General features: G+C 67.9%; 11 protein-coding genes. 5 read left to right on the top strand and 6 right to left on the bottom strand.

The genetic code is table 11. The features are described from left to right. Nucleotides 1–63 precede the first annotated feature (63 nt). The 5 genes from AC3AP7_RS15890 to AC3AP7_RS15870 all read left to right on the top strand — a co-directional run bounded on the left by AC3AP7_RS15890 (nucleotide 64) and on the right by AC3AP7_RS15870 (nucleotide 4793). Complete coding sequence (locus tag AC3AP7_RS15890) at nucleotides 64–249, top strand: hypothetical protein (protein WP_475767555.1); 186 nt, start codon at nucleotides 64–66, stop codon at nucleotides 247–249. Nucleotides 250–270: 21 nt separating this feature from the next. Then, nucleotides 271–1668, top strand: a complete 1398-nt coding sequence (gene dbpA / locus AC3AP7_RS15885) for an ATP-dependent RNA helicase DbpA (RefSeq protein ID WP_475767557.1) — start codon at nucleotides 271–273, stop codon at nucleotides 1666–1668. A 233-nt stretch (nucleotides 1669–1901) separates the two neighbouring features. Beyond that, a complete protein-coding gene (locus AC3AP7_RS15880) occupies nucleotides 1902–3059 on the top strand; it encodes a pyridoxal phosphate-dependent aminotransferase (RefSeq protein ID WP_475767559.1) in 1158 nt (385 codons plus the stop codon). A gap of 67 nt (nucleotides 3060–3126) precedes the next feature. Beyond that, nucleotides 3127–4017, top strand: a complete 891-nt coding sequence (locus tag AC3AP7_RS15875; RefSeq protein ID WP_475767561.1) for a carbon-nitrogen hydrolase family protein — start codon at nucleotides 3127–3129, stop codon at nucleotides 4015–4017. Next, nucleotides 4014–4793 carry an ABC transporter substrate-binding protein gene (locus AC3AP7_RS15870; protein WP_475767564.1) on the top strand — a complete coding sequence of 260 codons (780 nt, stop codon included), beginning with the start codon at nucleotides 4014–4016 and terminating at the stop codon, nucleotides 4791–4793. Before AC3AP7_RS15875 ends, AC3AP7_RS15870 begins: the two co-directional genes overlap by 4 nt. 206 nt (nucleotides 4794–4999) lie before the next feature. On the opposite strand, the gene AC3AP7_RS15865 is transcribed toward AC3AP7_RS15870, so the two are convergent. The 6 genes from AC3AP7_RS15865 to araD form a co-directional block, all read right to left on the bottom strand. Continuing rightward, a complete protein-coding gene (locus AC3AP7_RS15865; RefSeq protein WP_475767566.1) occupies nucleotides 5000–6079 on the bottom strand; it encodes a LacI family DNA-binding transcriptional regulator in 1080 nt (359 codons plus the stop codon). 74 nt (nucleotides 6080–6153) lie between these two features. Continuing rightward, the gene (locus AC3AP7_RS15860; protein WP_475767568.1) at nucleotides 6154–7767 is read right to left on the bottom strand and encodes an aldehyde dehydrogenase (NADP(+)); all 1614 of its coding nucleotides are present in this window, start codon (nucleotides 7765–7767) and stop codon (nucleotides 6154–6156) included. A gap of 93 nt (nucleotides 7768–7860) precedes the next feature. After that, nucleotides 7861–9048 carry a porin gene (locus AC3AP7_RS15855; RefSeq protein ID WP_475767570.1) on the bottom strand — a complete coding sequence of 396 codons (1188 nt, stop codon included), beginning with the start codon at nucleotides 9046–9048 and terminating at the stop codon, nucleotides 7861–7863. A gap of 178 nt (nucleotides 9049–9226) precedes the next feature. Beyond that, on the bottom strand, nucleotides 9227–10489 hold the full coding sequence (locus AC3AP7_RS15850) for an MFS transporter (protein WP_475767887.1): 1263 nt from the start codon (nucleotides 10487–10489) through the stop codon (nucleotides 9227–9229). Nucleotides 10490–10628: 139 nt separating this feature from the next. Next, a complete protein-coding gene (locus AC3AP7_RS15845) occupies nucleotides 10629–11363 on the bottom strand; it encodes a ribonuclease activity regulator RraA (protein WP_475767572.1) in 735 nt (244 codons plus the stop codon). 17 nt (nucleotides 11364–11380) lie between these two features. Then, a complete protein-coding gene (gene araD, locus AC3AP7_RS15840; protein ID WP_487362651.1) occupies nucleotides 11381–13150 on the bottom strand; it encodes an L-arabinonate dehydratase in 1770 nt (589 codons plus the stop codon). Nucleotides 13151–13375 lie beyond the last annotated feature (225 nt).

The following is a 13375-nucleotide window of genomic DNA, read 5'->3' as shown; positions in this document are numbered from 1 at the left end:
GGCGCGCACGCGCGCGCGGACCCGCGCGGACCCGAATAACCGCATCGAAGTAGGAGAAACACCGTGTTCAAATGCAGAAACCAGTCCTGTGAAGCGCAGTGGGCGCTATCCGACGTCGTCATCAAGAACGAGGGGCAGGGGCTGCTGTTCCGCTGCCCGCTGTGCGGGGCGCGCAATTATGTCGAGCGTTTCGACGCCGAAGACGGCACGGCCGTCTACGAGCAGATCGAAGGCCGGCCCTTCCAGTAAGTACCCGCGAGCCTCTCACGCATGAATCAACCGACAAACGCGGCGTCTTTCGCCGCGCTGGACCTCCCCGAGGCCGTTCTCGCCAATCTCGCACAACTCGGCTATGTCGAGATGACGCCGATCCAGGCCGCGAGCCTGCCGCTCGCGCTGGCCGGTCACGACCTGCTCGCGCAGGCGAAGACCGGCAGCGGCAAGACCGCGGCGTTCGCGCTCGCGCTGCTCGCGCGGCTCGATGCGCGCGACTTCGCGGTGCAGGCGATGGTGCTCTGCCCGACCCGCGAGCTTGCCGATCAGGTCACGCAGGAAGTGCGCCGTCTCGCGCGCGCGGAGCAGAACGTCAAGGTGCTGACGCTATGCGGCGGCACGCCGATGCGCCCGCAAACGGCGAGCCTCGAACAGGGCGCGCACGTGATCGTCGGCACCCCGGGGCGCATCATGGATCACCTCGAACGCGGCAGCCTCGCGCTCGACGGTCTGAAGACGCTGGTGCTCGACGAGGCGGACCGGATGCTCGACATGGGCTTTTTCGACGACATCGCAAGCGTCGTTCGCCGCTGTCCCGCGCAGCGCCAGACGCTGCTGTTCTCCGCGACCTACCCGGACGGAATCGGCAAGCTGAGCCGGCAATTCATGCGCAGTCCGAAGGAAATCAAGCTCGCGGCCCAGCACGACAGCAGCAAGATCCGCCAGCGCTTCTACGAGGTGAGCGAAGAGGAGCGCCTGCATGCGGTGGGGCTGCTGCTCAACCACTACCGGCCGGTCAGTACGCTCGCGTTCTGCAATACGCGTCAGCAGTGCCGCGATCTGCTCGACGTGCTGCGCGCACAGGGCGTTCATGCGCTCGCGCTGCATGGCGAGCTCGACCAGCGCGAGCGCGATCAGGTGCTGATCCAGTTCGCGAATCGCAGTTGCTCGGTGCTCGTCGCGACCGACGTCGCCGCGCGCGGGCTCGATATCGCGCAGCTGGAAGCGGTGATCAACGTGGACGTCACGCCGGATCCCGAGGTGCACGTGCATCGCATCGGCCGCACCGGACGCGCGGATCAGGACGGCTGGGCGCTCAGCCTCGCGAGCATGGACGAGATGGGCCGCGTCGGCGGCATCGAGCAGGCGCAGGGCCGCGAAGTCGAGTGGCGGCCGCTTGCGGAGCTGTCGGACCAGGGCGGTGGACCGCTGCTGCCGCCGATGGCGACGCTGCAGATTCTCGGCGGCCGCAAGGACAAGATCCGGCCGGGCGACGTGCTGGGCGCGCTCACTGGCGAAGCCGGCTTCGCGGCGGCGCAGATCGGCAAGATCAACGTCACCGACTTCTCGACCTACGTCGCGGTCGAGCGCGGCATCGCGCGCGATGCGCAGCGCCGGCTCAACGCCGGCAAGCTGAAGGGCAAAAAGGTCAAGGCGCGCCTGATGGACGACTGAGCCGCGCGGCGGGCGTCGCGGCATCACGTTTCATCATGGGCGTTCGCCCGAAATCCGCGCGCCGCAGCGGCCTTCGCACATACCGCTGCATTCGCCATGACGTATTTGCATGCGGTGCATGACAAACAATCGATTGTGACCGCACGCCGGCTGATGCCTAATCGGCATACCGGCTGCGGTGCGACGCCCGACGTGTGCGCTGCGCAGCCATCGTTGTCAGATGGAGAAATGCGATGCAGAGCGCCATGCAAGCCCGCTCGAAACTGCCCGATGTCGGCACGACGATCTTTACCGTGATTGGCCAGCTGGCCGCCCAGCACGATGCCCTGAACCTGTCGCAGGGCGCTCCCAATTTCGCGCCGGACGCAGCGCTCGTCGAAGGCGTCGCGCGCGCGATGCGCGCCGGCCATAACCAGTACGCGCCGATGGCCGGCATTGCGGCGCTGCGCGAAGCGCTCGCCGCGAAAGTCGAAACGCTGTACGGCGCGCGCTACGATCCGGCGAACGAAGTCACCGTGCTCGCGAGCGCGAGCGAAGGGCTCTATTCGACAATCAGCGCGCTCGTGCATCCGGGCGACGAGGTGATCTACTTCGAGCCGTCGTTCGACAGCTACGCGCCGATCGTGCGCCTGCAGGGCGCGACGCCGGTGGCGATCAAGCTCACGGCGGACGGCTTCCGCGTGAACTGGGACGAAGTCGCCGCGGCGATCACGCCGAAAACGCGGATGATCATCGTCAACACGCCGCACAATCCGACCGCGACCGTGTTTCGCGATCACGACATCGAGCGGCTGACCGCGCTCACGCGCAACACCGGCATCGTGATCCTGTCCGACGAGGTGTACGAGCACGTCGTGTTCGACGGCGCGCTGCATCACAGCATGGCGTGCCACGCGGAACTGGCCGCGCGCAGTGTGATCGTGTCGTCGTTCGGCAAGTCGTATCACGTGACTGGCTGGCGCGTGGGGTACTGCCTCGCTCCTGCGGCGCTGATGAGCGAAATCCGCAAGGTCCATCAATTCATGGTGTTTTCGGCGGATACGCCCATGCAGTACGCGTTTGCCGAAGCGCTCGCCCAGCCGCAGGGCTACCTCGATCTGTCCGCGTTCTACCAGCGCAAACGCGACCTGCTGACGGACGCATTGCGCGAATCGCGCTTCGAACTGTTGCCGAGCGAAGGGAGCTTTTTCATGCTCGCGCGTTTTCGCGGCTTCTCCGACGAGCGCGACAGCGACTTCGTGCTGCGGCTGATCCGCGACTACCAGGTGGCGACGATCCCGCTCTCCGCGTTCTACACGGACGGCACCGACGCGGGCCTCGTGCGCCTGAGCTTCTCGAAGGACGATGCGACGCTCGTCGAAGGGGCACGGCGCCTGTGCACGGTCGCGTGAGGGGCGTCAACGAGGGGACGCAAATGAAGGGGACGCAAATGCAGGGGACGCAAATGAAGGGACGCCCATGAACCCGATGCAGGAGACGGTGGAAGCCGCCGTCGTGCAGATGAGCAGCACCGACGACGTCGCACGCAATCTCGGCGAGGCGCGCCGCTGGGTCGAAGAGGCCGCGCGCGCGGGCGCACAACTGGTCTGTCTGCCCGAGTACTTCTGCTGGATCGGCACCGACGAGCGCGCACGCGTCGCGCTCGCCGAGCCCTTCGGCGACGGCCCGATCCAGCAGGCGCTGGCGCACCTGGCGCGCGAAACGGGAACATGGCTCGTGGGCGGCACGGTGCCGATCCGGCCCGACGGCGGTCCGTACGCGGGCACGCACGCGTACAACACGGCGTTGACGTTCGATCCGTCCGGACAATGCCGTGCGCGCTACGACAAGATCCATCTGTTCAGCTTCAGCCAGGGCGCGGAGCAGCACGCGGAAGGCGACACGATGCTCGGCGGCACGCAGGTGGGCAGCGTAAGCGGGCCGTTCGGGACGATGCGCCTGTCGGTCTGCTACGACCTGCGCTTTCCCGAGCTGTACCGGGTGGGGCCCGCCGCCGATGTGATCGCGGTACCGGCCGCGTTCACGCACACCACCGGCCTCGCGCACTGGGCCTTGCTGCTGCGGGCGCGGGCAGTGGAGAATCAGGCGTACGTGCTCGCGTCCGGTCAGTTCGGCACCCATCCTAACGGCTGGCGCACGTTCGGTCACAGTATGATCGTGGCACCGTGGGGCGAGGTGCTGGCGTGCCGCGAAGACGGCGCGGGGATAGCCGTCGCGACGCTTTCGCGCAGCGTGCTCGACCAGGTTCGCGGCCGGCTGCCGGTGCTCGAACATCGCCGCCTCGCGACGCCACCGGACGTGACTTCGCAGCCGCAACCCGATTTCAACGACCAGGGGGACTCCCGATGAAACTGCACAAAACTCTGCTCGCACTGGCCTGCGCGCTCGCGTCGGTTCCGGCGCTCGCTGCCGGCGGCACCCTGCGCTTCGGCCTTGAGGCGCAATATCCGCCGTTCGAATCGAAGGGGCCGAACGGACAGCTTCAGGGGCTCGACATCGATATCGGCAAGGCCGTTTGCGCGACCGCGCATCTGAGCTGCTCGTGGGTCGAGACATCGTTCGACGGGCTGATTCCAGCGCTGGAAGGCCGCAAGTTCGATGCGATCAACTCGGCCATGAACGCGACGCCGAAGCGCCGCGAAGCGATCGACTTCACCGATATCATCTACCGTGTGCCGAGCCAGCTGATCGCGCGCAGCAACAGCGGCCTCGAACCGACCGCTGCATCGCTGAAGGGCAAACGCATTGGCGTGCTGCAGGGCTCGATCCAGGAAACCTATGCGAAGGTGCATTGGGAACCGCGCGGCGTGAGCGTCGTGTCGTATCAGGATCAGAACCAGATCTACGCCGACCTCATGTCGGGGCGCCTCGACGGCACGCTCGTGCTTGCGCCGGCGGGCCAGACCGGCTTCCTGTCGCGACCCGACGGCAAGGGCTTCGCGTTCGTCGGCAAGCCGGTTCGCGACGACCAGATTCTCGGCAGCGGGATCGCATTCGGCATTCGCAAGGACGATCCGCAATTGCGTAGCGAACTGAACACCGCAATCGAGAAGTTGCAGGCCGACGGCACGGTGAAGGCGCTGGCGAAGAAGTACCTTGGCGATATCGACGTATCGGTGAAGTGAGGGGCGCGGCGGGCTTGTTCCCGCGGGGACGGCAGGCAAGGTGTCGTGACGGCAGGGCGCCCTGCCGGAGCGCACGCCGCACATCGGCTCGGCCACCGAGGAAACGCGGCGCGGCATGGCGGAAAACGTCGTCGATACGCTCGCGGCGCATTTCGGTATCGCCGGGCCGCGCGCGGCTCGCGGGCGCATGCACGGCTGACGGCGCGCTACGCGGACTCGCGCACGACCATGCTGAACCCCACGTCGAGAAAGCCGCGGCTTCGCGCGCCATCGAGCCGGTCGAGCAGAAAGCGCGCCGCATTCTGACCGATGCGCGTGCCGTCGACGCGCACGGTGGTCAACTGCGGCGTGGTTTCGGTGGCGAATTCGAGGTCGCCGAAACCGCAGATCGCCAGTTGCGCGGGCACCTGTAGACCCCGTTGCCGGGCCGCCCCGAGCGCGCCGATCGCGAGCAGGTCCGAGCCGCAGAACACCGCGTCGATGCCGGACACCTGCTCCATGAGTTCGGGCAGCGCCGCCTTGCCGAGCGCAACGGAGCTGGGCGGCGCGACAAGCTTCTCCGCCACGTCGGTGATGCCCGCTTGCGCGAGCCGGTCGCGAAACCCGGCGCGGCGCGCGAGCGCACGCGCGTCGTTCGCGGAGATCAGCGCCGGCCGCCTGACGCCGCGCGCGAGAAAGTGCTGCGCCACCGCCTCGCCGATCTGGTAGTGCGAGAAGCCGACCAGCATGTCGATCGGCGCGTCGGTCATGTCCCACGTCTCGATGACCGGAATACGCACGTTCTTCAGCCGCTCGCGCAGCGAATCCGTGTGCGCGACGCCGGTCAGCAGCACCCCTTCGGGGCGGCGGCTCAGCACCGCGTCGAGCAGGCTTTCTTCGTTCGCATCGCTGTAGCCGCTCAGCGCAAGCAGCACTTCATAGCCGGCGCGCGACATCGTTTCGCTAAACACCTGGATCGTTTCGGAGAACAGCGAGTGCGCGATGGTCGGCACGATCGCGGCGATCAGGCGCGAACGGGCCGACGACAGGCCGCCCGCGAGCCGGTTCGGCACATAGCCGAGCTTTTGCACCACCTGCCGCACGCGTTCGAGCGTTTCCGGCGCGACGGACTCGGGGTTGTTGAACACGCGCGACACGGTGATCGGCGAGACGCCCGCTTGCGCCGCGACGTCGGTGATGCGCAGACCCTTCGGGCCGCCGCGCGTGCGTTTGACGGGCGCGGCGGCCGGCATCGCGGGGGCATCCGGGACATCGACGGATGGGGCGGTGCGCTTGGCGGTCGGCATAGGCGTGAGCGGGAGAGAGGCGAGCGGAACCTATTGTAGCCAATGCGGGGTGGTGTCCGCGTCGCGGCGCCGCGTCAGCCGGCGTCCGTGGCGGCGTGCGGCCGCGTCAACCGGCCGTCCTGCAGACGCCAGAGGCCGAGCGGGTTGTCGTCGCGCAGCGCGTCGGCGAGCAGCGCGGGCGGCAGGTCCTGGTAGCACACCGGCCGCAGGAAGCGTTCGAGCGCGGTGGCGCCCACCGACGTCACGCGGCTGTCGGACGTCGCCGGGAACGGACCGCCGTGCACCATCGCATGCGCCACCTCGACGCCGGTCGGGAAGCCGTTCGCGAGCACGCGGCCTGCCTTGCGTTCGAGCGTGGGCAGCAGCGAGCGCGCGAGCGCGAGGTCGTGCGCATCGCCGGCGTCCAGATGCAGCGACGCGGTCAACTGGCCTTCGAGCGCCGCGGCGACGTTCAGCAACTGCGCGGCGTCGTCGCAGCGGATCACCGTCGACGCCGGCCCGAAAATCTCTTCGTTCAGCGTGTGATTCGACAGGAACGTGTCGGCCGTCGTCACGAACAACGCCGCGCATGCATCGTTGGGGCCGTGTTGTGCCGCGCCGCGCGCGGTTAGCGCGACGCCCGCCTGCGCGCCGAGCCGTTCGACGCCGCGCGTGTACGCGTCGTGAATGCCGGGCGTGAGCATCGTCTGCGCGGCCCGGGTGCGCAGCGCGCTGCCGGCGTGCTCGATGAACACCGCGAGCGGCGCCCCGTCGATCGCGACCACGAGCCCCGGGTTCGTACAGAACTGTCCGGCGCCGAGCACGAGCGAATCCACGAAGCCTTGCGCGATCGCCTCGGTGCGCTGCGCGAGCGCGGCGGGCAGCACGAACAGCGGATTGATGCTGCTCATCTCCGCATAGACCGGAATCGGTTCGGGGCGCGCCGCGGCCACGCGCATCAGCGACAGTCCGCCGGCACGCGAGCCCGTGAAGCCGACCGCGCGGATCGCCGGGTGCGCGACGAGCGCTTCGCCCACGCTCGCGCCTTCGCCGATGATCATCGAGAACGTGCCCTCGGGCAGGCCGCATGCGGCGACCGCCTGCTGCACGACGCGCCCGACCATCTCCGACGTGCCGGGATGCGCGCGATGCGCCTTCACGACGACCGGACAGCCTGCTGCGAAAGCGGATGCGGTGTCGCCGCCCGCGACGGAAAACGCGAGCGGAAAATTGCTGGCGCCGAATACGGCGACCGGCCCGACCGGGATCTTCTGCATCCGCAGATCGGCGCGCGGCAACGGTTTGCGCGCGGGCAGCGCGGAGTCGAGCGTCGCACCGAGCCAGCGGCCGTCGCGCACCACCTGGGCAAAGAGCCTCAACTGGCCCGTCGTGCGGGCGCGCTCGCCTTCGAGTCGCGCTGCCGGCAAGCCCGTTTCCGCTTGCGCGCGCTCGATCAGCGCATCGCCGAGCGCGGCGATGCCGTCGGCAATCGTTTCGAGGAACGCCGCGCGCGTGGCGAGCGGCGCGTGCCGGAACGGATCGAACGCCGCGTGCGCCAGCGCGCACGCGCGCTCGACGAGATTCCTGTCGCCGGCCGCGAAGCCGGGTTCGGCGAGCGGCTCGCCCGTGGCCGGATTGATTGCGTGCACAACTGTCCCGGTGCCGCGCACAGTCGATTGTCCGATCAGCATGTCGCCGGTGATCCGCATGGATGATGCTCCTTGTCGAGAGGTCGGGTGCGGCGCGAAGGCGCCGCCTGGGGGAAAGCGCGTGCGCCGTGCGAGGTGCGCACGCGCGCGGCGTCAGAAGCGGTGCCGCAGACCGATGTGCACGGTCATCTGGCGGTCGTTCGACGAAGCGCTCAGCCCGTTGATCGCGGCGACCGCGGGCGCGTCGCGCGAGTCCGTGCCGCCGGCATGCTGGTAGACGCCGATGATGTACACGTCAGTGCGCTTCGACAGCAGGTAATCCGCGCTCAGCGTGCCCTGCTGATAGGTTGCGCCGGGGTTCACGCCGCTTGCCGCCGCGACGCTGCCGCTTTTCATGTAGTCGTACGCGGCGGTCATCGAGAATGCCGGCGTGAAGCGGTAGCGCAGGTTGATTTCCGCGTTGTTGAAATGCACGGAGCCGCTGTAGCCGGACGGGTTCACACCGGATTGCGCCGTGTCGCCGAGCCCGATGAACTGGATGTTCGAGTACGTCGCGCCGACGGTGGCCGCGCCGATCCGGTACGCGCCGCCGGCCGCGATCACCTGATACGTGTGCGCGGACGCGAAGCCGCTGTACACCGGCGACGAGATGTTCGAGGTCGCCGCACTCGGCGTGCCGGTCGTGCTGTTGCCGAAGAAGCTGACGTTCGGGTTGCGCACGTTCATGTAGGCTGCGCCCGCGGAGAACGGTCCGTTCTCGTAGCTTGCGCCGAGCGACCATGCCTGGTTGCGCGTGAAGTCGCCGGCCGCGCCGCCGAGGCTGTACATCGCCCCCGCCTGCAGGCCGTTGTCGTTCGGGCTTTCGTAGCGGATCGAGTTGTCGGTGCGGTACGCGTTGTTGAAGTTGTCGATGTCGCCCGGGTGCGCGGCGATATAGCCGCCGCCCACCGCGCGATCGGCGAAGATGCCCGCATGCTCGACGACCTCGTCATACTGGCGGCCGAGCGTGACGGTGCCGAGCCGCGCGTCGGCGAGGCCGACGTAGGCCTCGCGGCCGAATTCGAGGCCCCCTTGCGCGGCCTTGCCGGTGCTCGCGTCGAAGCCGTTTTCGAGCACGAAGATCGACTTCAGCCCGCCGCCGAGATCCTCCGCGCCGCGCAGGCCCCAACGGTCGCCCTGCAGCACGCCGCCCGCCATGCTCCACTGGCTCTTGCCGCCCACGTTGCTCGTATAGCTCACGCCCTGATCGACGACACCGTATAGCGTCACCGAGCTCTGCGCGTGCGCGACGCCTGCCGCAAGCCCGAGCAGACCAAATGGAATCAACCGGCTGTATTTCACTGCGTATTCTCCTCATCGTTCTATGTGCGGCGCGCGGGCATCGGGCCCGGCGCACGCAGGGGGAACGCGACTGTCTCCAGGTCGCGGGGTCGACGTCGGCCACCACCGGGCGGAGCGCCCGATGGTAACGTTGTCATCGGTGGGCGTCGAAACCGCGCGGACGCGCGGCGACGACGGATTATTCGGTGACGGGTGTGGGCTGGACGGACCCGCCGCGGCGGCTGCCGAAGTAGAGGACCAGCGTCGAGCTGAGCGCGAAGATCAGCATGCACGACGCCGGAATCAGCATCGGCGCGCGCGTGCTGCCGCTCGCTTCGCGCACGATCGGCACGAGGTTCTGCGCAATGAAGCCGCCGATGTTGCCGAGCGAGTTGATGGCCGCGATGCCCGCTGCCGCGCTAGCGCCGACGAAGAACTTCGGCGGCAGCGTCCAGAAGCACGGAATCAGCAGGTACATGCACGGTGCGCCGAGACACAGCGCGGCAAAGCGCAGCGTATTGGTCGGCAGGAACACCGATGCGAGGAAGAACACCATGCCGAGCAGCGCCGACGCGATCATCGCGACGACCGCGCGGTTGCCGCCGCGCAGGCGCGTGGGCAGCGTGGCGAGCACGAGCGTCGCGACGAGCCACGGGATGATGTTGAGCAGGCCGTTGGTCGTATTGGTGACGCCGAAGCCCTTCACGAGCGTCGGCAGCCAGTAGCTCACGCCGTACACGGAGATCGACAGCATCATGTAGTAGAACGCCATGCCGAGCACGCGAGGTCCGGTGATCACGCGCAGCAGCGATGCATGCGCTGTCGGGTTGGCCCGGGTGCGCGCATTTTCGGCGTCGAGCGTACTGACGAGCCAGCTGCGTTCGGCCGTCGACAGGAATGCGGCGGTACGCGGCGAGACAGGCAGCAAAAAGATCACGACAAACGCGAGGAGTACGGACGGAACGCCCGTCACGACGAACACGAGCTGCCAGCCGTGCAGGCCGAACAGGCCGCCCTTGTCGAGCAGCCAGCCGCAGATCGGCGCGCCGATCATGTTGCCGAGGCTGCTGCCTACCGTGAAATAGCCGAGCATGCGCACGCGGTGGCGTTGCGGAAACCACAGCGTCAGGTAGTAGATCACGCCCGGATAGAGGCCCGCCTCGGAGGCGCCGAGCAGAAAGCGCAGCACGTAGAACATCGTCGCGTTGCGCGTGAACGCGAGCAGGATCGTCACGACGCCCCATGTGAACATGATGCGCGCCATCCAGCGCGGCGCGCCGAAGCGGTGCAGCATCACGTTGCTCGGCACCTCGAACAGCAGGTAGCCGATGAAGAACAGCGACGCGCCCAGCCCATACGCGACTTCGGACAGATGCAGGCTGCCGAGCATCTGCAGCTTCGCAAACGCGATGTTCGAGCGGTCGATGTAGGCGACCAGATAGAGCAGCCCGAGCATCGGCATGAGCCGCAGCCCGAGGCGGTTGACGAGGCGAGACTCGTCGATGGCGGAAGGGGTCTGATTCACGACGTCTCCTGAACCCGCCGTGGCGGCGGGCGTTGTTATGGTGGAGGCCGCCGCACGCGGGCGGCGGCCGTTGGTCTTAGCGGGGCGTTTCGCCGGCGGCGCGATAGTCGGCGAGCGTGGCTTCGTCGGGCGGATAGGTGCCGCGCAGCGGCCGGCCTTCGGCGATGCGCGAGGTGATGAACGCTTCGAGACGCTCCTGCTCCAGCGCGTCACGGGCGACCGCTTCGGCCATTTCGTGCGGCACGATCACGACGCCGTCCACGTCCGCGACGACGATGTCGCCGGGGTACACCGGCACGCCGCCGCAGGCGATCGGCACGTTCATGTCGACCGCGTGATGCTTCGCCAGATTGAGCGGCGCGCTCGCGCCGGCGCACCAGATCGGCAGGCCGAGCGCGGCGATCGTGCCGCTGTCGCGTACCGGACCGTCCGACACCATGCCGGCGACGCCGCGTTTGGCAAGGCGCAGCGCGAGAATCGAGCCGACCGACGCAACGGTCGTGTCGCCGCGGCAGTCCTGCACCAGCACGCTGCCGGGCGGCGCCGTTTCGATCGCCTTGCGCTGCGGATGATCGGGATCCTGGAACACGCCGACGTGGTCGAGATCCTCGCGCGCCGGGATGTTGCGCAGCGTGAACGCGGGACCGACGACGTTCGGCGTGCCCGGCTCGGGCTTCACGAGCGGGGCGACCCCCTGCAGGAAGACATTGCGCAGGCCGCGCTTGAAAAGCTGGGTGGTGAGCGTCGCCGTGCTGACGTGGCGAAGCTGTTCGAGCGTCGCCTCGCTGACCGGAAAAGCAGGAGAAGTCATGATCGGATGCCTTTGCGTCAATGGATTTCGGGTTCCGTGCCGGCGGGTGCGGCGGTGAGTTTTTCTTCGAGGAAGTCGAAGTCGCAGCCCTTGTTCGCCTGGGTCACGTGCAGTTGATGCATCACGCCGAAGCCGCGTTCGAACGGCCGCGGCGGCGGCGTCCACGCGGCTTTGCGGGCGGCGAGTTCGGCCTCGCTCACGTGCAGATGCAGACGGCGCTGCGCGACGTCGAGTTCGATGATATCGCCGTCCTTCACGAGCGCGAGCGGTCCGCCGACGAACGATTCGGGCGCGACGTGCAGCACGCACGCGCCATAGCTCGTGCCGCTCATGCGCGCATCGGAGATGCGCAACATGTCGCGCACGCCCTGTTTCAGCAGCTTTTGCGGAATCGGCAACTGGCCCCATTCGGGCATGCCGGGTGCGCCGACGGGGCCGGCGTGCTGCAGCACGATCACCGAATCCGCGCTCACGTCGAGCGTTTCGCTGTCGATGCGCGCGGCCATGTCGTTGTAATCCTTGAACACGACGGCGGGGCCGCGGTGCCGCAGCAGATGCGCTTCCATCGCCGCGGGCTTGATCACCGCGCCGTCCGGCGCGAGGTTGCCGGTGAGGACCGCGAGGCCGTCCCGCGCAACGAGCGGGTTGTCGCGCGGGCGGATCACGTCCGTGTCGAAGATCTGCGCGCCCGCGATGTTTTCGCCGAGGGTCGCGCCGCTGACGGTCATCTGCGTGCCGTCGATCAGCTCGCCGAGTTCCGCGAGCAGCGCGCGCAGGCCGCCTGCGTAATAGAAGTCTTCCATCAGATACTGGCCGGCCGGGCGAATGTTGCCGAGCACGGGCGTGATGCGCGCGAGTTCGTCGAAGCGCGCGGTGCCCAGATCGATGCCCGCGCGGCGCGCGACGGCGACCAGGTGGACGATCGCGTTGGTCGAGCCGGACATCGCGAGCACGGTGGTCACCGCGTTGTCGAATGATTTCGCGGTGAGGATGTCCGAGGGCTTCTGGTCGGTCCACACCATCTCGACGATGCGCTGGCCAGTAAGCGACGCATACTGCGCATGCCGCGAGTCGGCCGCCGGAATCGACGAGAAGCCGGGCAGCGTGAGGCCGAGCGCTTCGGTGGCGCTCGTCATCGTCGAGGCGGTGCCCATCGTCATGCAATGGCCGGGCGAGCGCGCGATACCGCTTTCGATGCCCTTCCACTCGTCCTCGGTGATCTTTCCCGCGCGCAGTTCCGCCCAGTATTTCCACGTGTCGGAGCCGCTGCCGAGCGTGCGGCCGTTCCAGTTGCCGCGCAGCATCGGGCCGGCGGGCAGGTAGATCGCCGGCAGGTTCATGCTGATCGCGCCCATCAGCAGGCCCGGTGTGGTCTTGTCGCAGCCGCCCATCAGCACGCAGCCGTCGAACGGGTAGGACTTCAGCAACTCCTCGGTCTCCATCGCGAGGAAGTTGCGGTAGAGCATCGTGGTCGGCTTCTGGAAGGGCTCGGCAAGCGTCATCACCGGCATCTCGACCGGGAAGCCGCCCGCCTGCCAGATGCCGCGCTTCACCTCCTCCACGCGCTGCTTGAAGTGCGTGTGGCACGAATTGATTTCGCTCCACGTATTGACGACGGCGATCACCGGCTTGCCCATGTAATCGGAGGCGTGATAGCCCATCTGCGCGGTGCGCGAACGGTGACCGAACGAACGGAGGTCGTTGACCCCGTACCAGCGGTAGCTGCGCAGCGCTTCGGGCTTCTTGCGGTTCGAGGACAACGGCTTCTCCTTTGATAACGTTACCATCTAAGCAAAAATCAAACGGTAAAAATGAGGCTGGGACAATAATTCGCAATGGTAGCGTTGTCATATGTGGCGGACAGCCAGGGTTAATACCGAGCACGGGACGCATGCCCGCTCGCGGCGTTCGATCATGGCCGCGCGATTCGCGCGGGTAGCGGGGCGCGGTAGACTGCCCCTGTCGAGGGCTCCTGCGGCACCGGCGTCCGGTTCGTCCGGCGCGGGTGCGCG

It is taken from the genome of Paraburkholderia sp. PAMB 6770, assembly GCF_057748135.1.
This window is presented reverse-complemented; position numbering and strand designations above follow the sequence as displayed.